Genomic DNA, 24,775 nt, shown 5'->3' with positions numbered 1-24,775 from the left:
TAGGACGTGGCAGGCTGCGTCCGCCTTTCCCTATCCCCGAGGTGAACATGAAGCTGACAACCGCACTGGCCGCGGCGGCACTGCTGCTGCCACTCACGTCCCCGGCCGCAGGCAAGGGCGCGTCCAAGCCGCCCGTCACGGAGAAGAAGGAGGTCGTCGACACCTACCACGGCACGGAGGTGAAGGACGCCTACCAGTGGCTGGAGGCCACCGATGACGCGAAGGTGAAGCAGTGGAACGACGCCCAGAACGCCCACACGCGGGCCATCCTGGACAGGCTGCCCGGCCGCGAGGGCATCCGTCAGCGCGTCGCCGAGCTGCTGTCCTGGAAGTCCCCGGGCTACGCGGGTTTGACGGAGGCCAATGGCACCCTCATCGGCATCAAGTATCAGCCGCCCCGGCAACAGCCGTACGTGGTGGTGATTGGCTCCGCTGACGACACGTCGAAGGAGCGCTCGCTGCTGGACCCCATGGTCATCGACCCGTCGGGCCACACCACCATCGACTTCATCGAGCCCACGCTGGACGGCAAGAAGCTGGCGGTGTCGCTGTCGAAGAACGGCACGGAGAGCGGCGACGTCTCCGTCTATGACGTGGCCACGGGCAAGCCGCTGCCGAACGAGGTCGTCCCTCGCGTGAACGGCGGCACGGCGGGCGGTGGCCTCGCGTGGAACGCGGACGGAACGGGCTACTTCTACACGCGTTATCCGCGCGGCGAGGAGCGCCCGGCGGAGGACCGGGACTTCTTCCAGCAGGTGTACTTCCACAAGCTGGGCACGCCCACGGAGAAGGACACGTACGCGCTGGGCAAGGACTTCCCACGCATCGCCATGACGGAGCTGGAGACGTCGCCCGACGGCAAGTACATCAAGGCGATGGTCGCCAACGGCGACGGCGGCGAGTTCATGCTGTACCTCCACGGCCCCGACGGGAAGTGGACGCAGGTGACGAAGTTCGCGGACAAGGTCATCCGCGCCCGCTTTGGCCATGACGGCGCCCTCTACCTGCTCAGCCGGCAGGACGCGCCGCGCGGCAAGGTGCTGCGCCTGGCCCTGGCCACCCCGACGCTGGACAAGGCCACGGTGCTGCTGCCCGAGGGCGAGGCCAGCGTCCAGGGCTTCTTCCCGACGAAGTCGCGCCTGTACGTGAGCGAGCAGCTCGGCGGCCCGTCGCAGCTGCGCATGGTGGACCTGAAGGGCAAGGACCTGGGCCTGGTCCCCACCCCGCCGGTATCGTCGGTGGGCGGACTGGTGAGCGCGGGCGGCGAGGACATCTACTTCAGCAACTCCAGCTTCGTGCAGCCGCAGGCCTGGTACCGCTTCACGCCCGCGGACGGCAAGGTGACCAAGACGGCCCTGGCCAAGACCTCGCCGATGGACGTGAGCGACGTGGAGGTGGTGCGCACCGAGGCCACGTCGAAGGACGGCACCAAGGTTCCGCTCACCATCCTCAAGAAGAAGGGCACGAAGCTCAACGGCACCAACCCGACGCTGCTCACCGGCTACGGCGGCTTCAACATCTCCATCAGCCCGGGCTTCAGCCCGCTGGCGGGCCTGTGGCTGGAGCAGGGCGGCGTCTACGCCATCGCCAACCTGCGCGGCGGCTCGGAGTTCGGCGAGAAGTGGCACGCCGAGGGCTCGCTGACGAAGAAGCAGAACGTCTTCGACGACTTCTATGCCTGCGCGAAGCTGCTGGTGGACCAGAAGTACACGCAGCCCAAGAAGCTGGCCATCCAGGGCGGCAGCAACGGCGGCCTGCTGATGGGCGCCGTCGTCACCCAGCACCCGGAGGCGTACGGCGCCGTGGTGGCCCGCGTGGGCCTCTACGACATGCTGCGCTCGGAGCGCACGTCCAACGGCCAGTTCAACGTCACCGAGTACGGCACGGTGAAGGACCCCGAGCAGTTCAAGGCGCTGCTGGCCTACTCGCCCGTCCACAACGTGAAGGACGGCACGAAGTACCCGCCCGTGCTGTTCACCTCCGGCGCCAATGACCCGCGCGTGGACCCGTTCCACTCGCGGAAGATGGTGGCCCGGATGCAGACGGCCACGGCGGCCAAGAGCCCCATCCTGCTGCGCGCCGACGCCGAGACGGGCCACGGCTCCGGCACCCCGCTCAACGCCCGCATCGAGGAGGAGGTGGACGCGTACTCGTTCATCTTCAGCCAGCTCGGCGTGAAGTACCTGCCTCCGGCGAAGAAGGTCGCGGCCCCCAAGCCGCAGTAACACGCTGACGTTGGCGAGGCCCGCCCTGGCCCCGGAGGAACCGCTCCGGGCCCGAGGTGGGCCTCGTCGTGTCAGGTGAAGGGCACGCGCTGGCCACGGACACCTGGAGCGCCAGCGCGCGCGGTGCCAGATTGCGCCGCATGGACCTGCTCCCGCTCGAAGCGCTCACGACTCCCGCCGCCCTCGTGGACCTGGACCGCGTGGAAGCCAACCTCGCGCGCGTGGCCGCGTACACGCGGGAGCACCGCCTGCACTGGCGCCCCCACACGAAGACGCACAAGACCGCGGAGCTCACCGCGCTCCAGCTCGCCGCCGGGGCCATGGGCGCCACCGTCGCCACGCCGCGCGAGGCCGCGGTCATGGCCACCGTCTGCGACGACGTGCTGCTGGCCTACCCACCCGTGGGCCCAAGCCGACTCGCGCAGCTGATGGCCCTGCCCCGGCGCACGCGGCTCACGGTGGCGCTCGACTCGGTGGAGGCGCTGGAGGGACTGGGCCACGCGGCCCGGGACGCGGGGCGCACCGTGGGGGTGCTGGTGGAGCTGGACCTGGGCATGCGCCGCGTGGGCGTGCAGACCCCGGCCGATGCCATGGCCCTGGCCCGCGCGGTCGCCGCCACGTCCGGCGTGACGTACCGAGGCATCATCTTCTATCCAGGCCACGTGCGCGTGCCGGTGGAGCAGCAGGAGGCCGCGTTGAAGAACCAGGGAGCGCGCGTGCGCGAATTCGTGGACGCGCTCGCCTCCGAGGGACTCCGCCCCGACGTCGTCAGCGGAGGCTCCACGCCCATGCTGTGGCGCTCGCACGAAGTGGAAGGCCTGACGGAGATCCGCCCCGGCATCAACGTGCTGAATGACCGCAACACCGCCGCGCTCAACGCCTGTGCCTGGAACGAGTGCGCGTTCTCCGTCCTGACCACCGTGGTGAGCACCGCCGTCCCCGGCCAGGTGGTGGTCGACGCGGGCTCCAAGGCCCTGGCCAAGGAGGAAGGGCTCGCCCCGACGGGTGGCTATGGCGCGCTGCTGGACAGGCCCGAGCTCGTCGTCCGGAGCGTCTCCGAGGAACACGGCCTGCTCGACGTCTCGGGCACGTCCTGGCGCCCCCGCGTGGGGGACCGCCTGCGCGTCGTCCCCAACCACGTCTGCGCCGCCGTCAACCTGCACGAGCGGCTCCACGTGCTGCGCGGCGACACCGTGACGGCCACGTGGGCCGTCGCAGCGCGCGGCTGGTAGCTCCCGCTCACACCAGCTTGTCGAGCCGCTCCAGCTCGCGCGAGAGCACCGACTCCAGCTCGCGGATGTTGCGATAGACGATGCACCGGTAGGACGCGACGTCGAAGCGCAGCTCCTTCACGTCGCGGACCAGGAGCAGCGTGGGCCGCCCCTTGCCCCACGCGTAGCCGACCTCCAGGTACACGTTGGGGTTGGCCAGCGACAGGTCGGCGATGACGACCTTCGCCGTGTCGATGCGCTCCTTGATTCGCTGGATGATGGGCCCGTCGAACACGGCCTGGTCCACGCGCTCGCACAGCAGACCCGCCGCCTTCACGGGCCCCTGGATGCCGTAGTGGTACGTGTCCTCCAACTCGGGCGTGAAGGGCATCGCCACGAAGGCGTGAGGCTTTCCCATGGACACCGTGCCCGCGCTGGCCATGGACGGCGCCTGCACGAACGCGCTGCTGCGCCGCACCCGGAAACCTCCCCCTGGCAGCGTCTCCACGCCCGGCGTTCCACCCAGGCCCCGCTCCAGCGCCTTGCGCAGCCGCAGGGCACGGCGCATGTCCAGCTCCACCACCGTGAAGCGCTCCAACCCCTTGGGGCCCGTGCCGCGCTGGAAGGCCTCGATGAGTCCGCCCACGAAGGCCAGCACCGCCTCATCCTCGTCGAGCCCGTAGTTGGGGCCGTGCACCGTGCCCGCCACGTGTTTCACCGAGGCGTGCGCCTCCAGCGCCTTCAGCGCGCGCAACGCGAACTGGCGAATCTCGTGGTAGCCGAACTCGCCCAGCCGCACCGTGCCCATGAAGAGCGCCAGCGGCGCGGCCAGCGCGCCCAGCGTCTCCACGAAGCGGAATTCGCCCGGCTGCACCGCGACCTGCACCGGCGGCACGCCCACGGCCTCCAGCCGCCGTGACGCCTCGCCAGCCGCGCCGTACAGCTTTTGTGCATATTTGAACAAGGCGACATCCGCCGTCATCTCGGTGACGTCGCCCACTTCCAGCACCACGTCGAGGGCCGCGCTCATCCCTCGACTGTAGGGCCGCTGACTGTCTGGCCCCAACCTGGAACCCAACGGTCCACTCGCGAACGGGTGCCCGGGGACCCCCATGTTCCTGAGACTCGGGGTATGACCAGTCTAAAGAACTCCATTCACATTGTGATATGGAGCCCTGCGCACCCCGGAACACCCGGGGAACCCCACATCCCCTGAGGGGCCGTCCCGACGCAAAGTCTTTCAAGTCGGGAAAAGTGAAGGAGAGACAGATGGCGAGCATCGGTATCGTCGGCGCCGGCACTGCCGGACTGCACCTGGGTCTGAAGCTTCTCTCGCAGGGCATTCCCGTCACGCTCTACGCGGAGCAGGAGCCAGACGCCCTTCGCGCAGGCCGACTTCTGAACACGGTGACTCACCATGCGCCCACTCGCGCACGGGAGCGGGAGCTGTGGGTGGACTTCTGGGGCGCGCCGGAGCTGGCGATGAACCGCTGCGCCATCCACGTCCACGGGCCGCATCCGTTCAGCGTGAAGGGGCGCGTCCTCGAGCCGAGCCTCTGCGTGGACTATCGCCTCTATCAGCCCCGGCTCGCGGAGGCCTTCGTGGAGCGCGGAGGGCGGCTGGAGGTCGCGCCGGTGGACAACGTCGCGCTGGAGGGCCTGACGCGGCGCCATGCGCTGGTGGTGGTGGCCTCCGGGCGCAATGGGCTCAACGCGCTGTTTCCGCGCGTGCCGGAGCTGTCGCCGCATACCCGGCCTCCTCGCGTGCTGTTCGCGGCGATCCTCAAGGGCCTGCGGATGCCGGAGCCCTTCGGCATGCACGTCAACCTGGTGCCGGGCCAGGGCGAGGTCTTCGAATCGCAGATGATCACCCGCCACGGCCGCGTCCCCAGCACGCTCATCGAGGCGGTGCCCGGAAGCGAGCTGGCGTCGATGATTTCCCTCAAGCGCGACGACGACCCGGCCGCCTTCGACGCGATGCTGCTGGACCTCATGCGCCGCCACGCGCCCGCCACCTACGAGCGCATCGACCCGACGGAGTTCGGCGTCCGAGGTCCGCTGGACTTCCTCCAGGGAGGCTTCACGCCCGTGGTGCGCCGCGCCTGGGCCCAGGTGGGCGAGGGCCGCTTCGTCATGGCGGTGGGCGACACCCACGTGACGAACGACCCCGTCGCGGGCCAGGGCGCCAACGCCGCGTCGGCCTCCGCCTTCACGCTGGCCATCGCCATCCAGGACGCGCTCCTGTCCGAGCGCCCCTTCGACGAGACGTTCTGCCGCGACACGGAGGCGCGGATGTGGACCGCCGTCGCCCCGGCGACCGACTGGACGAACGCGCTGCTCCAACCGCCTCCGCCGCACGTCGTCGACCTGCTGGTCGCCGGCAGCCGGGACAACCGGGTGGCCGACGCCATCGTCAGCGCCTTCATGATTCCCGAGCGCATCCTCTCCGCCTGTGCCTCGCCCGACGCCTCCGCGGAGTTCATCGCCCACGCGGGAACGCCGAGCGCGGACGTGCTGGCCGCGTCCGGGGCCCTGGGCTGGGACACCGGAGCCAGAATCCGGCCTCTCGCCGGCTGAGACTCGAAGTCCGGGCGAGGCGCCGTCGAAACGCTCCTGCGGGAGCGGCGGCGCTTCGCTATCCTCGCGAGCCATGCGATTTGGCATCGTCGGTTCGGGTGGAGTGGGCGGCTATTACGGCGCGAGGTTGGTGCGCGCGGGGCACGACGTGGGCTTCCTCGCCCGAGGCTCGCACCTGCGCGCCATGCGGGAGCGGGGCCTCACCATCCTCAGTCAGGAGGGGGACTTCACCGTCCCCGTCCGCGCCGAAGAGGACGCCGCGCGGCTGGGGCCGGTGGACGTGGTGGTGCTCGCGGTGAAGAACTACGACGTCGCCAGCGTGCTCGCCCAGGTGAAGACGCTGCTCGCCTCGAAGGAGCAGCCCTCGCACGGCGCTCCCGGCACGGTGGTCGTCACGCTCCAGAACGGCGTGGACAGCCCCTCGGAGGTGGCCGCCGCAGTGGGCGAGGCCGCGGTCATCGGAGGGACGACGTACATCTCCACCGCCATCACCGAGCCGGGCGTCATCCGTCAGGCGGGCACGCTGCACCGGGTGGTGCTGGGCGAGGCCTTCGGTGACATCTCACGCGTCTCCCCGCGCGTCCAGGCGCTTCGGGACGTGCTCGCCCAGGCGGGCCTCAACGCGGAGGCGGTGGCCGACATCCGCGCGCCCCTCTGGGAGAAGCTCGCCTTCCTCGCCGCCATGTCCGGCTTCTGTACCGCCGCGCGCTCCTCGATTGGCCCCTTGAGAGAGGTCCCCTTCTTCCGGGAGATGTTCCGCGAGGCCGCCGCCGAGGTGCTCCGCGTCGCCGCCGCGGAGGGCGTCTCCACCACCACGCGTCCCGACGACGTGATGCGCTTCATGGAGGCGATGGCCCCGGAGATCCGCCCGTCGATGATGGTGGACTTCGACGCGGGCAAGCCGCTGGAGGTCGAATACCTCCAGGGCACGGTGGCCCGGCGCGGCCATGCGCTCGGCGTCCCCACGCCCGTCATGAGCACCCTGTACTCCGTGCTGATGCCCCACGTGCGCGGCGCGCGTCAGGGCTGAGCCTGTCCGTCCACCCACCGAGCGGGCCGACGGCCTGACGCAATCGTCCGCCGGATTTCGCATAGAGATGAGTGATGAGCGAGCCGAGCCCCCGCCCCACGCCGAGCCCTCCGTCGTCTCCGCCCCTGGGGCGCGTGGCGCTGCATGCCGTCGCCTCCGGGCTGACGCCCCTCATCCCCGTCCCCTTCCTGGATGACTACGCCCTCTTCCAGGTGCGCGAGCAGTTGGTCCGCTCGCTGTTGGAGGAGCGCGGGCTGCGCGCGCCGAACCAGGCCGTGGAGGCGCTCGCGGGCTCCAGTCTGGGCCGCACGCTGGGCGGGCGGTTGGCCAGCTACCTCAAGGGGATGATGCTGCTTCCGGTGAAGAAGCTCTTCCGGAAGGTCTTCTTCGTCCTGTGGGTGAAGGACTGCGTGGACGTGGCCTCCGTGTCCCTGCACCACGGCTACCTGCTCCACCACGCGCTGGAGCGCGGAGACCTGGATGCGCTGAGCCTGCAGGGCGACAAGCCTCAAGCCATCCACGCGGCCATCGTCGCGGCCTGCGCGGAGGTGGATGCAAGGCCCGTCAATCAGGCCCTGCGGCGCCTCTTCGCGAGCAGCCGGCTGCTGGTGGCGGAGGCCACGCGGGTGTTCCTCAATCCCAGGAACGTGGGCCCCCGCGCGCCCGAGCCGGGCGAGAGCGCGGAGGTGAAGTCGCTGGCGGACCGGCTGCTCGCCCTGCTGTGGGAGGAGCGCGGCTACTTCTCCACGCTGGAGGCGCACTACGTCCGCCACCTGGAGGCCGGGCCGGCCCCCGTCTTGAAAGCGGCGTCAGGGAGCTGAGTCGGCCGCGCGCGCTTGCGTCTCACGGATGCGCCGCGAGAAGTCCGGCTGGTTCGCCGCCGCCAGCGCGCGCGGGTTGATGAGGTGCCGCGCGCGCACCACTTCCAGCGGCGCGTCCGTCTCGATGAGCCCCAGCTCGTACGCCAGCGCGTCGGAGAAGGCCGGCAGCAGCGTGCGGTGATCATAGGGCACCTTCACCGCGCTCACCTTCTCGAAGTGGTGCACCAGGTTGGTGGTGCAGTTGTTGGAGAGCGAGTTGTAGAACTCCGGCTTCGCGTGCAGCGCGTTCATCCGGGCCACCATGTCGAGGAAGAAGTCGGAGATGCGCTCCTTCGACGCGTTCACCGGGTAGAGGTACACGTCGTCATGTCGGTGGTTGGAGCGCAGTTGCACCAGGTCCCGCTCGTCGCCCACGACGTAGACGAGCTCGAACTGGCGGAACAGCCCTCCCACGGCGGAGAACGTCTCCCCCTTCTCGCGACGAATCTCCACGGAGAAGACGAGGTAGCGCCCATCCGAGAAGCCGAAGCTCACCATGGTGTGCGCGGCGCCGAAGAAGCCGGAGAACGGCTCCACGATGAACCACGCCCCCGTCAGCTCGCGCGCGTCATACGTGGCCGAGTACCAGGACGCATCCCAGTCCGTCGTGCTCCGGTAGCGGAAGTCGCGCACGTCGTGAATCGTCACCCGCGAGCCCTCTACGTCCGCGCGAGCCATCCGTGCCAGGTCCGGCGCCCAGTCGCGCTCGGTCGACGGCGCCTGGGACCAGGCCCAGACGTGAAGCCCCCCACACGCCGCGAGCACCACCGCCACCGCGCCCGACCGCGAGCCGAACCGCCGCCACACGACGAGGGCCAGGCCCGCCACGACCAGGGCACCCAATGCCCTGAGGAGGTGCGCCCCTTCGGGCCCCGCCCCTGTCAAGGCGAGCGCGAGCCCGACCCAGGCGGTCCCCCCGAAAAGCACCAGGGCGGTCAGGACGTTGGGGACGAGGGCGGGCAGTCGCATATCCGCCCAGTATTCCGCGCCCCCGGGCCGCTCGCCAAGGGCGGCGCAACCCCGTCCCGCCTGGCACCATGATAACCCGATAAGCAGCCTGTCCCCGGGTATCACTTCGCGCGGCAATGACGTATGAGAGCGGCGAGGGCCCGATTCTCAGGTCCCTCCGGGTCTCCGGGAGCCGTCGTGTCATTGCTCGCCCTGCTCTTCCAGAAGTCCAAACTCCCCATCATTCTCGCGGCGCTCCTGGGCATCCTCACGGGTGCATGCAGCGCGGCGCTCGTCGCGGTGATGAACCAGGCGCTGACGTCCCGGACGGTGGCGGACGCGCTGACGCTGATGCCCGCGTTCCTCGGCTTCGCGGTGGCGGTGCTGGTGCTGCGCATCGTGTCTCAGATGCAGCTCAGCTCCATGCAGCAGGTGGCCCTGCTGGACCTCCGGCTGTCGCTGTGTCGGCGCATGCTGGAGGCCCCGCTGAGCAAGCTGGAGAGCGCCGGGCCGCACAAGCTGTTGGCCGCGCTGACGGAGGATATCGCCGTCATCAACAGCACCATCTCCGTCATCCCCGGCGTCATCATCTGCCTGGCGACGCTCGCGGGCTGCCTCGTCTACCTGGCGTGGCTGTCCGGGCCGCTCCTGATGATGATCCTCGCGGTCATCGCCGTGGTGATGGCGAGCGTGGCCATCCCCAACCGCTACGCGTATTCGCAGTTCTACAAGCGGCGCGAGAGCCAGGACGCCCTGTACTCCAACTTCAGGACGCTCATCGACGGCGCCAAGGAGCTGCAGCTCCACCACGCGCGCAGCGAGGACTTCTTCAACAAGGAGCTCAAGCCGACGGCCGAGGAGGTCTCACGTGTCTCGCTGACGACCAACAACCTCTTCATCATCACCGGGAGCTGGGGCGGCTTCATGGTGATGGCCGTCATCGCCGTCATCCTCTTCGGCGTGCCCCGGTTCCAGACGGTGGAGATGTCCACGCTGGCCGCGTACGCGCTGGTGGTGCTGTACCTGCAACAGCCGCTCGACGGCCTGATGAACCAGTGGCCCGCCCTGTCTCGCAGCCACGTGGCGATGAAGAAGTTGGAGAAACTGGGCCTGTCGCTGGCGGACCCGGAGCCTCCCGCCGACGGCGCCGTGCCGACGAAGTTCGAGCGAGTCGAACTCGTGGACATCACCCACACCTACTACCGCGAGCAGGACGGCGCGACCTTCACCCTGGGCCCCATCAACACGATGATGCGCCGGGGCGAGCTGGTCTTCCTCGTGGGCGGCAACGGCAGCGGCAAGACGACGCTGGCCAAGCTGCTCACCGGACTGTACTCGCCGGAGAAGGGGGAGCTGCGGGTGGACGGCGTGCCCATCACCGCCGCCAACCGCCGCTCCTACCGCCAGCTCTTCTCCTCCGTGTTCTTCGACTTCCACCTCTTCGAGCGCATGCTCGGCCTGGACCAACCCGGGCTCGAGGAGAAGGCGAAAGGTTTCCTGTCCCGGCTCCAGTTGCAGCACAAGGTGCGCGTGGAGGACGGCAAGCTGTCCACGGTGTCGCTCTCCCAGGGACAGCGCAAGCGCCTGGCCCTGCTCACGTCGTTCCTGGAGGACCGCCCCATCTACGTCTTCGACGAGTGGGCCGCGGACCAGGACCCCCTCTTCCGCGAGCTGTTCTACCGGGAGATGCTCCCCGCGCTGAAGAACCAGGGGAAGCTCGTCTTCGTCATCAGCCACGACGACCGTTACTTCCACCTGGCCGACCGTCTGCTCAAGCTCGAGTCAGGACAGCTCGTCTCCATGCCAGACACCGCCCCCACCGCCGTCTCGGCGTGAGCCGCGGGTGATACATCGCCCCACGTGATGTCTCGGCGTGAGCACCGGGTGATACAGCGTCCGACACCTTTCGCGGATGACATGCTGAGAGGTTTACGGCGGCAATCCGTGATAAGACTTATTGCAACGCAATCACCGTCTCGCGCTCCCATCGGGCTGGCCTGGAATGGTCTCGCCCACTTGAATCGAGGTTCTCCGAGTGGAGCTCACGCGGGTGGAGCATGCCGAGCTGTTCGTGGGCGACGCGGCGCTCTCCGCCTATTACTTCTGCCACGCGCTCGGCTTCCGGATGGTGGCCAGCGGTGGACCGGAGACGGGGCTGCCCGGCCGTCGCTCCTTCGTGCTCGAGCAGGGAGCCGCGCGGCTCGTCGTCACGTCCGCGCTGGGCGCCGAGGGTGAAGTCGCCGCGTACGTGCGGGCCCATGGCGACGGCGTGCGAGACATCGCGCTGGGGACACCGGACGCGCACACGGCCTTTCGCGAGGCGGTGAGCCGGGGCGCCCGGGCGGTGGCCGAGCCCTTCACCTACGAAGCCGATGGCCAGCGCGTGGTGAAGGCCACCATCGCGGGGCCAGGCAACTGGGTGCATTCGTTCATCCAGCGCGACACGCCGTCGGGTGCGTACCTCCCGGGCGCATACCTGCCGGTGGACGCGGGGCCCTCGGGCGGCGCGACGCTGTTCTCCGGGGTGGACCACTTCGCCTTCGCCCTGGAGCGGGGCCGGCTGCTGGACACGGTGGGGTTCTACGTGGACGTGCTCGGCTTCGCGCAGACGCACCAGGAAGACGTGCGCACCGAGTACAGCGGGATGAGCTCGCGGGTGGTGCAGGCCGCGGGGGGACAGGTGTGCTTCCCGCTGCAGGAGCCCGTCTCCGGTGCGCGAAGGGGACAGCTCGAGGACTTCGTCGACGCCCATGGTGGCTCGGGCGTTCAGCACCTGGCGTTCCTCGCGGACGACATCACCCGCGCGGTGGATGCGCTGACCCAGCGGGGCGTGGGCCTGCTCGACGCGCCCCGGGGGTACTACGAGGACCTGGAGGCGAGGCTCGGCACCCTGGGCCCGTTCCGCCGGGAGCTGCTCCAGGCGCGCAACATCCTGATGGACCGGGACGCCTGGGGCGTGCTGCTGCAGGTCTTCACCCGCTCCCAGCACGCGCGGCGCACCCTCTTCTTCGAGGTCATCCAGCGGCAGCAGGCCCGAGGCTTCGGTGGCGCCAACATCCAGGCGCTCTACGCGGCCAAGGAGCAGGAGGCCACGCGCGCCGCGGGCTGAGACGAGCCCGCGGCCACGCACGTCACATCACTTCCGGGGCTCCAGCGTCAGCGGCAGTCCGCCCCGGGGGAGCAGCGAGATGCCCGGATAGATGTCCACCTTCCGCCCGGGAATGGCGCGCAGGCGGAAGCGCTGGGAGACCATCGCCAGCACCAGCGCGCCGAACATCAGCGACAGGTTGTTGCCGATGCAGATGTGCTGGCCCGCGCCGAACGGAATGTAGGCGAACTTGTGGCGCGCCCCGCGCGACTCGGGGGCGAAGCGGTCCGGATCGAAGGTCTCCGGTGACGACCAGAACTCCGGGTGCCGGTGCAGCACGTAGGTGATGGCGACGACAACCGTGCCCGGCTCCACGCGGTAGCCACCCACGGTGTCCGCCTCCTTGGCCACGCGCACCAGCTTCCAGGCCGTGGGATAGAGCCGGAGCGTCTCCTCGAACACCTGCATGGCGTAGCGCAGGCGCGGCAGGGACTCCAGGGTCGGCGCCCCGCCACCGAGCACCGCCGCGCTCTCGGCGGCCAGCCGGTCGGCGATTTCCGGGTGGGTCGACAACAGATGCCAGGCCCAGGCCAGCGCGGCCCCCGCGCCTTCGTTCGCGGAGAAGAGGTTCATGAACTCGTCGCGCAGCTCCTTGTCCGTCATGCCCTCGCCGGTGTCGCGGTCCTTCGCCGCCAGCAGCATGGCCATGATGTCGTCCTCGGGACCGCCTTGCTTGCGCTGGACGATGACCTCCTTGGCCTTGCCATTGAGCAGCCGCAACGTGGCGAAGAAGTCCGCCCACTTCTTCTTGTAGATGGGCAGCCGCTCCAACTTCAGGAGCCGGTACAGGAACGAGCCGCGGTCGTTCAGCATCCACATCATCCGGCGCATGGCCTCCGCCGTCGGCTCGTCGGGCTCATCCGAGTACAGCGCCCGCGTCGTCATCCGCAGCGAGAGCACCCCCATCTCCTCCGCGATGTCGAACCGCCGCCCCGGCTCCCGCACGGCCTCCCACTGCGCCAGCTTGCGCTGGATGAGGTCCACCATGCCCGTCAGCAGGCCGGCCAGCCGCTCCCGGTGGAAGGCGGGCTGGACCAGCCGCCGCTGCCGCCGCCAGTAGTTCCCCTCGCTCACGAAGAGCCCGTTGCCCAGGAACGGGTCGTCCACCAGCTCCGGCTTCGCGTAGTTGGGGGCGTTCTCGGTGAGGAAGTACCGGACGTGGTCCGGATGACTCAACATGTAGGTGGGCTTGGCGTCCAACTTGAAGCGGACCACGTCACCATGCGCTCGGAAACTCTCGACGAAGAGACCCAACGGGTCTTTCTCGTGGCTCAGGAGGTTGCCCCAGATGGGGAGACCCCGGGGACCCGGGGGGTAAGGCGAAGCTGGAGTCGAAGCCATGCGGTCTCGGGAGCGAATCCCACCAGTTTATCAGAAGTGCCTGACCCCCTGACAAACCAAGGAGTTAGCGCGGTTCGAGGCTGACTAGACATTCCAGATAAAACAAGGGATGAAGGCAGAGGGCATGCTTCACCTCCGACCTAATTTTCCTCGTTCACGGCTCCCAGCAACGGTGCCGTGCCACCGCGCGGTAGCGGGCCTCTCGCGGCAGATCGGGGGGAGCTCCATGGCCGTACCTCCCGCGAGGCGGATTGTCGAATCCGCCCGCTGTTGAGGGGCGAGGTCTTCACCAGCAGCCAACTGGACTGAAGCGGTCCCAGGAGCGGCCTACTCCTCGGGCCCGCGGAACCAACTTCGCGAGCCGTCCGCCTGGGAGCAGGGATGAAACAGCGCAACGAGCCGTCACCGGGTGACTTTCTCCACCTCGTGGATCTGCTGTGCCATCGCGCGCAGACACAGGGTGATTCGCTGCTGTATCGCTTTCTCGAATCGGGAGACGTCGACGGCCCTATCGAGGAGTGGAGCTACGCACGGCTGGACACGCGGGCGCGCGCGCTGGGCGCGCTCTTGCGGGCTTCCGGGGCGCAGGGACAGCGTGCGCTGCTGCTGTATCCGCCCGGCATGGAGTTCGTCGCGGGCTTCATGGGCTGTCTCTACGGCGGCGTGGTGGCGGTGCCTTGTTATCCGCCGGACCCGACACGGCTGGAGCGCACCCTGCCCCGCCTGCGCGCCATCGCCCAGGACAGCGGCGCGCGCTACGTGCTCACCACGAGCTTCATCCTGGAGATGTCGGAGCTGTTCAAGCCGCAGGCGCCGGAGCTGGCGGAGCTGCCGTGGCTGGCCAGCGACGCGGTGCCGGAGTCTCAAGCGGCCGAATGGCGGCGCCCGGAATTGGAGGGCGGCACGCTGGCGTTCCTCCAGTACACGTCCGGCTCCACGGGCAATCCCAAGGGGGTGATGGTGAGCCATGCCAACATCCTCCACAACGAAGCGCTCATCTCCCGAGGGTTCGGGCTGGATGCGTCGCGCTCGTCGGGGATGGGCTGGCTGCCCATGTTCCACGACATGGGGCTCATCGGAAAAGTGCTTCAGCCGATGTATCTCGGCTTCCCCTGCACGCTGATGTCGCCCATCTCCTTCCTGCAGCGCCCGCTGCGGTGGCTGGAGGCCATCTCCCACTTCCAGGCGACATGCAGCGGCGGCCCCAACTTCGCCTACGACTTGTGCGTGCGGAAGGCGACGGAGGAGGACCGGGCCAAGCTGAAGCTGGGCAGCTGGGACCTGGCGTTCAACGGCGCGGAGCCGGTGCGGCGCGAGACGCTGGAGCGCTTCGCGGACACCTTCGCGCCCTGTGGTTTCCGCAGCACGTCCTTCTACCCCTGTTACGGCCTGGCCGAAGCGACGCTCATCGTCACGGGTGGCACGCAGGGCGAAGCCTTCGTCCACGGACGCTTCACCGCGGAGTCGCTGGAGCAGGGTCGCGCGGAGGCGCCGGCTTCGGATGTGGAGGGCGCGCGCGTGCGCACGCTGGTGGGCGCGGGAATCAGCGCGCCGGATCAGCGGGTTCTCATCGTCCATCCGGAGACGCGTGAGCCGCTCGCGGCGAACGCCGTGGGCGAGGTCTGGGTGTCGGGTCCGAGCGTGGCGCAAGGCTACTGGGCAAGGCCCGAGGAGACGGCGCACGCCTTCGAGGCGCGGCTGGCCTCGGGCGAGGGCCCGTTCCTGCGCACCGGAGACCTGGCGTTCCTGTCGCCCGAAGGGCAGCTCTTCGTCACCGGACGGCTCAAGGACCTGCTCATCATCCGGGGCCGCAACCTGTATCCCCAGGATTTGGAGCTGGAGGCGGAGCGCGCCCACCGCGCCATCCGCGCCGGTTGCTGCGCGGCCTTCAGCGTGGACGTGGAGGGCGAGGAGCGGCTGGTTCTCGCGGCGGAGGTGGACGTGCGCGACGGCTTCGATGCCTCGGCCGTCGTGGCCTCGGTGCGCCGCGTGCTCGCGGAGCAGCACTCCGTCCACGCGCATGGCGTGGTGCTGCTCCAGGCGCGCAGCATCCCGAAGACGTCGAGCGGGAAGATCCAGCGGCGCGCGACGAAGGCCGCATACCTCGCGGGTGAGCTGGAGATCGTCGAGGCCTCCGTGACGGAGCCCGAGGTCATCGAAGCACCCGCGACGCCGTCCCTGCCCCTCAAGGAGCTGCTGGCCTCCGCGTCCGAGGCCGAGCGCCCCGCGCATGTCGCGGACTTCCTGCGGTACGCCGTGGCGCGCACGCTGCGCCTGGACGCCGCGAAGCTCCAGGGCCACACGGAGCTGGCGAGCCTGGGCCTGGACTCGCTGATGGTGCTGGAGCTGCACGGCCTGCTGGAGTCCGAGCTGGGCGTGGCCCTGCCCGCGGCCTTCCTCTGGACCAGCCCGACGTTGGAATCGGCCGCCGCGCGGCTGTTGGAGGCGTGGCAGGGCATCCGGCCCGTGGCCTCGCTCGTCGCGCCGCCGCTGACCTCGGGGCCTCGCGAGGGTGAGCTGCCCATGTCGTCGGGCCAGCTGCGGCTGTGGTTCCTGGACCGGCTGGTCCCGGACAGCGCGCTCTACAACCTCCACTTCCAGTTGCGGCTCACGGGCCCCCTGGACGCGGAGGCCCTGCGCCGAAGCCTGGACGCGCTGCTGGCGCGGCACCCCATGCTGAGCGCGGCCTTCCCCGAGGTGGAGGGACAGCCGCGCCTGGTGACTCGAGCCCCCGCCCCGCTGGCGCTCCCCCGGTTCGACCTGCGCACGCTGGAGCCCGAGGTGCGCGAAGGAGAGCTGCGACGGCTGTCGCTGGAGCAGTCGCGAGAGCCCTTCCGGCTGGCCGAGGGTCCCTCCGTGCGCGCGTCGCTGGTGGCCCTCGGTGAGCACGAGCACGTGCTGCTGATGACGCAGCACCACATCGCCACGGATGGCTGGTCCATCGGCGTGCTGGCGCGTGAGCTGGCGGCGCTGTACCGGGCCCAGGTCTCCGGAGCCACCGCCGAGCTGCCGCTGCCCGCCTTCCAGTACACGGACTTCTCGCGCTGGCAGCAGGGTCTGGGCGCGCTGCTGGACGGACAGCGCGCGTACTGGGCGAAGCAGCTCGCGGGCCTGTCACGACTGGAGCTGCCCACCGACTTCCCTCGCCCCCGAGAGCCGGGTTTCCAGGGCGCGCTGCACCGGCTCACGCTGGAGCGTCCGCTGGTGGAGTCGCTGCGGGCGCTGGGACGTCGCGAGGGCTGCACACTCTTCGTCACCCTGTCGGCGGCCTGGGCGGCGCTGCTGCACCGCTACAGCGGGCAGGAGGACTTCGCCGTGGGCACCGTGGTGGCCAACCGCGAGCGCCCCGAGCTGCGTGACGTGGTGGGCTTCTTCGCGCACACGCTCGTGCTGCGCGCGAACCTCGCGGGCCAGCCGAGCTTCCGCGAGCTGCTCTCCCGGACGCGGCAGACCTTCCACGAGGCGCTGTCCCACGCGGACCTTCCCTTCGAGGAAGTCGTCGGCGCGGCGCGAGCCCCTCGGGGTGGCGCGGACAACCCGCTGTTCCAGACGGCGCTCTTGCTGGAGGCGCTGCCTCCCACGGACCTGACGGTGCCGGGCATGCAGTGGCAGCCGGTGCTGCCCGTGCCGGATGGCGCGGTGGAGGGCACCTCGAAGTTCGACCTCCAGCTGTCGCTCGCGGAGACGCCGGACGGCCTGACGGGTGCGCTCGAGTACCGCACGGACCTCTTCTCGTCCGCCACCGTGGCGCGGCTGGCGAAGCACCTGGAGACGCTGCTGCGCGCGGCGGTGGACTCCTCCGAGACGCGGGTGGAGGACCTGCCCCTGCTCGACGCCGAGGAGACGCGGCGGCTGCTGGTGGACTGGAATGACCTGACGCCCTCGGAGTCGGAGGACGACAACGCGTGCATCCACGCGCAGTTCCGCACCCAGGCGGCGAAGACGCCCGACGCGGTGGCCGTGGTGGGTGACGACGCGACGCTCACGTACGCGGAGCTGGACGCGCGCTCCAACGCCCTGGCGTGGCACCTGCGGCTGATGGGTGTCGGGCCCGAGGTGCGCGTGGGCCTGTGCGTGGAGCGCTCGGCCGCGATGGTCGTCGCGATGATGGGGGTGCTCAAGGCGGGCGGCGCGTACGTGCCCCTGGACCCGGACTATCCCCGCGAGCGGCTGGCATACATGCTGGAGGACTCCGGCGCGGCCGTGCTGCTCACCGAGACGCACCTGGAAGGCACCGTGCCCCCGGGGAAGGCGCGCGTCGTGACGTTGGAGAGCGTGGCCCTGGCCAACGGTGAGCGGCGCGACAGCCCGCCTCCGTTCGGCATGAGCCCGGCCCACCTGGCGTACGTCATCTACACGTCGGGTTCCACGGGGCGGCCCAAGGGCGTGATGGTGCCCCACGGCGGCGTGGCCAACTTCTTCACCGCGATGGACGCGCGCATCGGCCACCAGCCCGTGGGCTCGTGGCTGGCCGTCACCAGCATCTCCTTCGACATCTCCGTGCTGGAGCTGCTGTGGACGCTCACGCGCGGCTTCAAGGTCGTGGTGCAGGGCGAGGGCGCGTCCATCAAGGCGCCCGCCCGGGCCTCGGCCGCGAAGCGCAAGTCGATGGAGCTGAGCCTCTTCTACTTCGCGGATGACGCGGAGGCGTCGTCGGGAGACCGCTATCGGCTGCTGCTGGAGGGCGCGAAGTTCGCGGACCGCCATGGCTTCGCGGCGGTGTGGACGCCGGAGCGCCATTTCCACGCCTTCGGAGGCCTGTACCCCAGTCCCTCCGTGGCGGGCGCCGCCATCGCCGCCGTGACGGAACGCGTGGCCATCCGCGCCGGCAGCGTCGTGCTGCCCCTGCACCACCCGGTCCGCGTCGCGGAAGAGTGGGCCCTCGTCGACAACCTGTCCCGGGGCCGCGTGGGCATCTCCGTCGCCTCCGGCTGGCACGCGAATGACTTCGTCTTCGCGCCCGAGCGCTACGAGAAGCGGCGCGAGCTGATGCTGGAGGGGCTGGACACGGTGCGCCGTCTCTGGCGCGGTGACACGCTGCGCATGACGGGCGGCGCGGGCGCGCAGGTGGACGTCACGCTGCGGCCCCGTCCGGTGCAGAAGGAGCTGCCGGTGTGGCTCACGGCGGCGGGCAACCCCGAAACGTTCCTCACGGCGGGACGACTGGGCTGCCATGTCCTCACCCACCTGCTGGGACAGACGTGGGAGGACCTGGAGAAGAAGCTGGTCCTCTACCGCGATGCCTGGCGCGCGGCGGGCCACGCGGGTGACGGCCACGTCACGCTGATGCTGCACACCTTCATCGGCGAGGACGCCGCCAAGGTGCGCTCGGTGGTGGAGAAGCCCTTCCGCGACTACCTGCGCAGCTCCGCGGACCTGATGCGAGGCCTGGGGCAGACGCTGGGCGTGGACCTGAACACGGCCACCGAGGCGGATCTGGATCGGCTGGCGGCGCAGGCGTTCGAGCGTTACTTCGAGACGAGCGGTCTGTTCGGCACACCGCGCTCCGTGCGCGAGCAGATGGAGCGGTTGCGGGCCCTGGGCGTGGACGAGGTGGGGTGCCTCATCGACTTCGGAATCCCGGCGGACACGGTGCTGGCCAGCCTCCCCCTGCTCCTCGAGGTGAAGCTCCAGGCGGACCGCGATGGCCGTCGCTCAGGCACCGCGCGCTCCATCCCACTCAACCTGCGCGAGCACGCCGTCACGCACCTGCAATGCACGCCGTCACTGGCGCGCGCACTGCTGGCCGAGCCCGAGTCCTCCGAAGCGGTGGGCGGGCTGCGCCGGCTGATGGTCGGCGGCGAGGCCCTCCCCTCCTCCCTGGGTGCGTCGCTGCGCCAGGTCCTGGGCGAGGGCTCCGGGCTGCTCAACATGTACGGCCCCACGGAGACGACCATCTGGTCGTCCACGCACGACGTGAAGAGCGAGGCCGGGCCGGTGGTCTCCATCGGCACGCCGTTCCTGCGCACGCAGTTCTACCTGCTCGACGCGCGGCTGCGCCCGGTGCCGGTGGGCGTTCCCGGAGAGCTCTTCATCGGCGGCGCGGGCGTGGTGCGCGGCTACCTGGCACGTCCGGAGCTGACGGCGGACCGCTTCCTGCCGGACCCGTTCGCTCGCGAGCCGGGCGCGCGGCTGTACCGCACCGGAGACCGGGCTCGCTGGCGCGAGGACGGCACGGTGGAGTTCCTGGGCCGCGTGGACCACCAGCTCAAGGTGCGCGGCTTCCGCATCGAGGCGGGTGAAATCGAGGCGGTCCTCAGCGCGCGCCCCGAGGTCCGCGAGGCGGTGGTGGTGGCCCGCGAGGACACCCCGGGCGACGTGCGACTGGTCGCCTACGTGGTGGCGCGTGACGGACACGCCGTCGACGCGGCGGCGCTGCGCGACGCAGTGGCGCAGCGGCTGCCCGAGCACATGGTGCCGTCGCTGGTGGTGGACCTGCCGGCGCTGCCCCTCACGCCCAACGGCAAGGTGGACCGCAAGGCCCTGCCCGCGCCCACCGCGGCGCGCTCCTCACGCGCGGCCTACGTGGCGCCGCAGAGCCAGCTCGAGCAGCAGATTTCCGAAATCTGGAAGGAAGTGCTCAAGGTCGAGCAGGTGGGCGTGAACGACAACTTCTTCGACCTGGGTGGGCACTCGCTGCTCATGGTTCAGGTGCACGCACGACTCAAGGCGGCGCTCGGGGGCGAGCTGCCGCTGCTCAAGCTGCTGGAGCACCCCACCGTCAGCGCGCTCGCGCGTTTCCTGCGGCAGGGGACTCCGGCGGGTGCCTCATCGGTGGAGACGGCGCAGGACCGGGCGAAGCGCCAGCTCGAAAGCCTGAAACGACAGCAGCAACGGGCCAGGAAACAGGGGTAGGACTTTCATGGGGCGTCACACGGAGTACCAGGGGGAGTTGGGGCTGGCGGTGGCCATCGTTGGCATGGCCGTGCGCGTGCCCGGCGCGGAGGACGTGGCCGCCTTCTGGCGCCTGTTGCGCGACGGAGTAGAGGGCATCACCTTCTTCTCCGACGACGCACTGAAATCCCTGGGTGTGGACCCGGCCTTCCTGGCCAACCCCCACTTCGTCCGCGCGGCGCCGGTGCTGGAGCGGCCGGGCCGCTTCGACGCGGGCTTCTTCGGCTACGCCCCGCGTGAGGCGGAGCTGCTGGACCCGCAGCACCGTATCTTCCTGGAGTGCGTCTGGACGGCGCTGGAGCACGCGGGCTACGCGCCGGGGCGCATCCCGGGGACGACGGGCATCTACGCGGGCTCCAGCCTGAGCAGCTACCTGCTCTTCAACCTGCTCTCGCGCGCGGAGTTCCAGCAGGCCGAGGACACCTTCCCGGCCATGGTGGCCAACGACAAGGACTTCCTCGCCACGCGCGTGGCCTATCACCTGGACCTCAAGGGTCCGGCCCTGACGGTACAGACGGGCTGCTCCACGTCGCTCGTCGCCACGCACCTCGCCTGCCAGTCGCTGCTGGGCTACCAGTGCGACGTGGCGCTCGCGGGCGGCGTGTCCGTGCACGTCCCTCAGCGCACCGGCTACCACTATCAGGAGGGCGGCATCACCTCTCCGGATGGCCACTGCCGCGCGTTCGACGCGAAGGGACAGGGCACGCTCTTCGGCAGCGGCGCGGGCGTGGTGGTGCTCAAGCGCCTGGAGGATGCACTCAACGACGGCGACACCATCCACGCCGTCATCCGCGCCTCGGCCATCAACAACGACGGCGCGATGAAGGTGGGCTTCACCGCGCCGGGCGTGGAGGGCCAGGTGGAGGTCATCGCCCGGGCCCAGGCCATCGCGGAGGTGACACCGGAGTCCATCAGCTACGTGGAGGCCCACGGCACCGCCACGCCGCTCGGAGACCCCATCGAGGTGCAGGCGCTCGACACCGTGTTCCGCGCCGGCACCGACAAGCGCGCCTTCTGCGGCCTGGGCTCGGTGAAGACGAACGTGGGCCACCTGGACGCCGCGGCGGGAGTCACCGGACTGGTGAAGACGGTGCTCTCCCTGGAGCACGCGGAGCTGCCCCCCAGCCTCAACTACGAGACGCCCAACCCGCGCATCGACTTCGCCAACGGCCCCTTCTACGTCAACACCGCGCTCACGCCCTGGCCCGAAGGCGCCACGCCGCGCCGCGCGGGGGTGAGCTCGTTCGGTATCGGCGGCACCAACGCGCACCTCATCCTGGAAGAGTCCCCGCTCGTCCGGCCGGGCGATGCGCCTCGCGACTGGCAGCTCCTGATGCTCTCCGCCCGGACGCAGACGGCGCTGGAGAAGCAGACCACCGCCCTGCTGGCGCACCTGAAGGCGCATCCCGAGCAGCAGCTCGCGGACGTGGCGTGGACGCTTCAATTGGGGCGCAAGGCGCTGGACCTCCGTCGCGTGCTGGTGTGCCGCGACAGGGACGATGCCGTGCGCGTGCTGGAGACGAGAGATCCGCAGCGACTCTTCACGCTCGCGCCCGGCTCCGCCACGCCCTCAGCCGTCTTCATGTTCCCGGGCGGCGGCGCGCAGTACCCGGACATGGGCCGGGGCCTCTACGCCGCCGAGCCCGCCTTCCGCGAAGCGGTGGACCAGTGCTGCGCGCTGCTGCGTCCCCGACTCGGCTTCGACCTGAAGCCCGTCATGTACCCGGACGCGGACTCCGCGGCGAGCGCGAGCCAGCGGCTCAAGCGGACCTCGCTGGCGCTGCCCGCGCTGTTCACCATCGAGTACGCCCTGGCCCGACTCTGGGAGTCCTGGGGCGTGAAGCCCGAGGCCGTCATCGGCCACAGCCTGGGCGAGTACACGGCGGCCTGTCTCGCGGGCGTCTTCTCGCTGGAGGACGCGCTGGCGCTGGTGGTGCTGCGCGGCAAGCTCTTCGAGGAACTGCCGGGTGGCGGAATGCTCAGTGTGCCGCTGCCCGAGTCGGAAGTGCGGCCCCTGCTGGGGGAGACGCTGTCCCTGGCGGCGGTGAACGGCCCCTCTCAGTGCGTGGTGGCCGGCACGGTGGAAGCCGTGGAGACCCTGGCGGCCGAGCTGACGCGACGTGAGGTAGAGTTCCGTCACATCCCCATCGACGTGGCGGCGCACTCGCATCTGGTGGGGCCGATTCTCGCGCGCTTCCAGGAGTTCATCGGGACGCTCCAGCGCAACGCGCCCACGCTGCCGCTGATGTCCAACGTCACCGGCACATGGATGACGCCCGAGGAGGCCACGGACCCGGTCTACTGGACGCGTCACCTGCGGCAGACCGTGCGCTTTGGCGATGGCATCCGCACGCTGGCGGAGCTGCCCCACCGCGTCTACCTGGAGGTCGGCCCCGGCCGCACGCTGAGCACGCTCGCGCGCCTCCAGCTCACGGGGCCCCAGGCGCCACCAGTCCTTCCCTCGCTGCGCCATCCGCAGGACCCGGTGCCCGACGAGGAACTGCTCACCGCCACGCTCGGCAAGCTCTGGGCGGCGGGAATCGGCGTCGACTGGAACGCGGTGCGCGGCGACAAGCGGCGCCTGCGCGTGCCCCTGCCCACCTATCCCTTCGAGGGACAGGACTACTGGCTCGCACCGGAGGCCCCGTCCGCTCAGCGGCGAGGCGCGGCGCGCAAGACGTCGGACGTCGGCGGCTGGTTCTACCTGCCCTCGTGGCGTCGCGCGCCGCTGCCCCTGCCTCGTGCGGGCGCCAGCACGGTGCGCGACTGGGTCGTGTTCGTGGATGCGGGTGGAGTGGGCGAGGCGCTGGCCGCGCGACTGGAGAGCGCGGGTCACCGCGTGGCGCGCGTGTCACGCGGTGCTCGACTCCAGGAACTGGGCGGGCACCACTTCAGCCTGGACCCCATGGACGCGGAGGAGCCCACGTTCCTGCTGCTGGCCCTGAGGGCGAAGGACTTCAAGGTGGAGCGCATCGTCCACCTGTGGAGCCTGGATGGACTCGACGGCGCGGAGCACGAGTCGGCCGAGGCCCGCTTCGACCAGCTTCAGGAGCGCGGGTTCCATCCCCTGCTGCGGCTGACGCGCGCGCTGGCGGAGGGGTCCCTTCCCGGCCCCGTGGAGCTGACGGTGGTGGGGCGCGGAGCGTTCGACGTGGAGAGCACGGACGCGGTCAATCCCGAGCACGCCACCCTGCCCGCGCTGTGCAAGGTGATTCCCCAGGAGCACGACACCCTGGCCTGCCGCTACGTGGACCTGGGCCCTGGCGGCGTGGCGATGGCCTCGAGCGCCCTTCTGCGCGAGCTCACCTCCGACACCCCGGAGCCCGTGGTCGCCTGGCGAGGGACACACCGTCTGGCGCAGACGCATGAGCCGCTGCGCCTCGAACAGGATGGCGTGGCGGCGCAGCCCTTCAAGGCCCGCGGCGTGTACCTCATCACCGGTGGCCTGGGTGGCGTGGGCCTGCTGCTCGCGCGGCACCTGGCGAGCGCCCATCAGGCCCGGCTCATCCTGGTGAGCCGCGCGGGGTTGGAAGTGGACCCGGGCGGGCACAAGCAGCGCGCGGTGAAGGACCTGGAGGCAGCGGGCGCGGAGGTGCTGGTGGTCCGCGCGGACGTGGCGGACGAGTCGCGGCTGCGCATGGCGCTCGCGGAGGCGGACGTTCGCTTCGGCGCGGTGGACGGAGTGATTCACGCGGCGGGACTCGCGGGTGAAGGCGCGGTGGCACTGCTCTCCGGACTGGACGCGGCGGCCTGCGCGCCCCACTTCCGGGCCAAGGTCCATGGCACCTACGCGCTGGAGCGCGCGCTGACGGGCCGGCCCCTGGACTTCGTGCTGCTCGTGTCCTCCAACGCCGCGGTGCTCGGAGGATTGGGGCTCGCGGCCTACGGCGCGGCGAACGCCTTCCTGGATGCCTTCGCCATCTCCCGCTCGCGCGAGGGGCTGACCCGGTGGCTGAGCACCAACTGGGACGGCTGGCCCGGCGTGGACGAGGTGACTCGCGAGGTCCGCACGAGCATCGACGTGTTCGCCATGTCGCCCACTGAAGCGGTGGAGGCCTTCCGCCGCGTGGTGGAGTCTCCCCTGAGTGGACAGGTGGTGGTGTCCACCGGCGACCTGGTCGCGCGCGTCGCGCGGTGGGTGCGGCGCGAGGGCACGGGGAAGCACGCGGACGCGGCGGGTGGCGCGACGCACGAGCGGCCCCAGCTCGGCACCGAGTACGTGGCGCCCACGGATGACGTGGAGCTGGCGCTGACGAAGGTGTGGCAGGAGCAGCTCGGACTGGCGCGGCTGGGCATCCACGACAACTTCTTCGACCTTGGTGGCAACTCGCTGCTGTGGCTCAAGATTGTCGGCCGCCTGAAGAGGGAGCTGGGGCGCGAAGTCCCCCTCACCTCCGTCTTCGAGGCTCCCACCGTGGCCGCGCTGGCGAAGCGACTGGGAGGACTGCCCGCCCCGGAGGAGTCCCCCAGCTTCGAGACGAGTCAGAACCGTGGAGCCCAGCGCAGGGAGCGGCGCAGTCGCCGTGAGTGAAGCAGTCAAG

General features: G+C 70.3%; 12 protein-coding genes. 9 read left to right on the top strand and 3 right to left on the bottom strand.

The annotated features are described in order from the left end of the window. Positions 1-47 precede the first annotated feature (47 nt). Together HUA76_RS28045 and HUA76_RS28040 are read left to right on the top strand one after the other, a co-directional pair. On the top strand, positions 48-2,225 hold the full coding sequence (locus HUA76_RS28045) for a prolyl oligopeptidase family protein (RefSeq protein ID WP_174462578.1): 2,178 nt from the start codon (positions 48-50) through the stop codon (positions 2,223-2,225). A 140-nt stretch (positions 2,226-2,365) separates the two neighbouring features. After that, positions 2,366-3,457: an alanine racemase gene (locus HUA76_RS28040; protein WP_174462692.1), complete on the top strand. Its 1,092-nt coding sequence runs from the start codon at positions 2,366-2,368 to the stop codon at positions 3,455-3,457. A gap of 7 nt (positions 3,458-3,464) precedes the next feature. On the opposite strand, the gene HUA76_RS28035 is transcribed toward HUA76_RS28040, so the two are convergent. Further along, positions 3,465-4,466, bottom strand: coding sequence for a hypothetical protein (locus tag HUA76_RS28035; protein WP_174459227.1), 1,002 nt, complete (start codon positions 4,464-4,466; stop codon positions 3,465-3,467). 239 nt (positions 4,467-4,705) lie between these two features. Here HUA76_RS28035 and HUA76_RS28030 point away from each other — a divergent pair, with 239 nt between their 5' ends. The 3 genes from HUA76_RS28030 (at position 4,706) to HUA76_RS28020 (ending at position 7,864) form a co-directional block, all read left to right on the top strand. Further along, positions 4,706-6,013: a styrene monooxygenase/indole monooxygenase family protein gene (locus tag HUA76_RS28030; protein ID WP_174462577.1), complete on the top strand. Its 1,308-nt coding sequence runs from the start codon at positions 4,706-4,708 to the stop codon at positions 6,011-6,013. A gap of 73 nt (positions 6,014-6,086) precedes the next feature. Then, positions 6,087-7,043, top strand: coding sequence for a ketopantoate reductase family protein (locus tag HUA76_RS28025; protein ID WP_141644141.1), 957 nt, complete (start codon positions 6,087-6,089; stop codon positions 7,041-7,043). 74 nt (positions 7,044-7,117) lie between these two features. After that, complete coding sequence (locus tag HUA76_RS28020; RefSeq protein WP_174462576.1) at positions 7,118-7,864, top strand: hypothetical protein; 747 nt, start codon at positions 7,118-7,120, stop codon at positions 7,862-7,864. On the opposite strand, the gene HUA76_RS28015 is transcribed toward HUA76_RS28020, so the two are convergent. Next, positions 7,853-8,872 (bottom strand): DUF4105 domain-containing protein, encoded by a 1,020-nt coding sequence (locus HUA76_RS28015; RefSeq protein WP_174459230.1) that lies wholly within the window; start codon positions 8,870-8,872, stop codon positions 7,853-7,855. The genes HUA76_RS28020 and HUA76_RS28015 overlap by 12 nt on opposite strands. Before the next feature lie 177 nt (positions 8,873-9,049). On the opposite strand from HUA76_RS28015, the gene HUA76_RS28010 reads away from it, so the two are divergent. After that, positions 9,050-10,687 (top strand): cyclic peptide export ABC transporter, encoded by a 1,638-nt coding sequence (locus HUA76_RS28010; RefSeq protein WP_141644144.1) that lies wholly within the window; start codon positions 9,050-9,052, stop codon positions 10,685-10,687. A gap of 199 nt (positions 10,688-10,886) precedes the next feature. Then, complete coding sequence (hppD, locus tag HUA76_RS28005; RefSeq protein WP_174462575.1) at positions 10,887-11,960, top strand: 4-hydroxyphenylpyruvate dioxygenase; 1,074 nt, start codon at positions 10,887-10,889, stop codon at positions 11,958-11,960. A 27-nt stretch (positions 11,961-11,987) separates the two neighbouring features. On the opposite strand, the gene HUA76_RS28000 is transcribed toward hppD, so the two are convergent. Then, positions 11,988-13,340 (bottom strand): cytochrome P450, encoded by a 1,353-nt coding sequence (locus HUA76_RS28000; RefSeq protein ID WP_174462574.1) that lies wholly within the window; start codon positions 13,338-13,340, stop codon positions 11,988-11,990. A 381-nt stretch (positions 13,341-13,721) separates the two neighbouring features. On the opposite strand from HUA76_RS28000, the gene HUA76_RS27995 reads away from it, so the two are divergent. Both HUA76_RS27995 and HUA76_RS27990 read left to right on the top strand, forming a co-directional pair. Continuing rightward, positions 13,722-20,195 carry a MupA/Atu3671 family FMN-dependent luciferase-like monooxygenase gene (locus HUA76_RS27995; RefSeq protein ID WP_174462573.1) on the top strand — a complete coding sequence of 2,158 codons (6,474 nt, stop codon included), beginning with the start codon at positions 13,722-13,724 and terminating at the stop codon, positions 20,193-20,195. Between the two features lie 7 nt (positions 20,196-20,202). Next, entirely contained in the window at positions 20,203-24,765 is a 4,563-nt protein-coding gene (locus HUA76_RS27990; RefSeq protein WP_174462572.1) for a type I polyketide synthase, read from the top strand. Positions 24,766-24,775 lie beyond the last annotated feature (10 nt).

The organism is Myxococcus sp. CA056 (assembly GCF_013336715.1).
Taxonomy (GTDB): Bacteria; Myxococcota; Myxococcia; order Myxococcales; family Myxococcaceae; genus Myxococcus; species Myxococcus llanfairpwllgwyngyllgogerychwyrndrobwllllantysiliogogogochensis.
Note: the sequence above shows the minus strand (reverse complement) of the source record. Positions and strands in the feature narration are given on the sequence as shown.

Bases quoted from the DNA above. Each gene is read 5' to 3' on its own strand.
- HUA76_RS28025 (WP_141644141.1), top strand. From the start codon at position 6,087: ATGCGATTTGGCATCGTCGGTTCGGGTGGAGTGGGCGGCTATTACGGC.
- HUA76_RS28015 (WP_174459230.1), bottom strand. From the start codon at position 8,872: ATGCGACTGCCCGCCCTCGTCCCCAACGTCCTGACCGCCCTGGTGCTT.
- HUA76_RS28035 (WP_174459227.1), bottom strand. From the start codon at position 4,466: ATGAGCGCGGCCCTCGACGTGGTGCTGGAAGTGGGCGACGTCACCGAG.
- HUA76_RS28020 (WP_174462576.1), top strand. From the start codon at position 7,118: ATGAGCGAGCCGAGCCCCCGCCCCACGCCGAGCCCTCCGTCGTCTCCG.
- HUA76_RS28030 (WP_174462577.1), top strand. From the start codon at position 4,706: ATGGCGAGCATCGGTATCGTCGGCGCCGGCACTGCCGGACTGCACCTG.
- HUA76_RS28000 (WP_174462574.1), bottom strand. From the start codon at position 13,340: ATGGCTTCGACTCCAGCTTCGCCTTACCCCCCGGGTCCCCGGGGTCTC.
- HUA76_RS28040 (WP_174462692.1), top strand. From the start codon at position 2,366: ATGGACCTGCTCCCGCTCGAAGCGCTCACGACTCCCGCCGCCCTCGTG.
- HUA76_RS28045 (WP_174462578.1), top strand. From the start codon at position 48: ATGAAGCTGACAACCGCACTGGCCGCGGCGGCACTGCTGCTGCCACTC.
- HUA76_RS27990 (WP_174462572.1), top strand. From the start codon at position 20,203: ATGGGGCGTCACACGGAGTACCAGGGGGAGTTGGGGCTGGCGGTGGCC.
- HUA76_RS27995 (WP_174462573.1), top strand. From the start codon at position 13,722: ATGAAACAGCGCAACGAGCCGTCACCGGGTGACTTTCTCCACCTCGTG.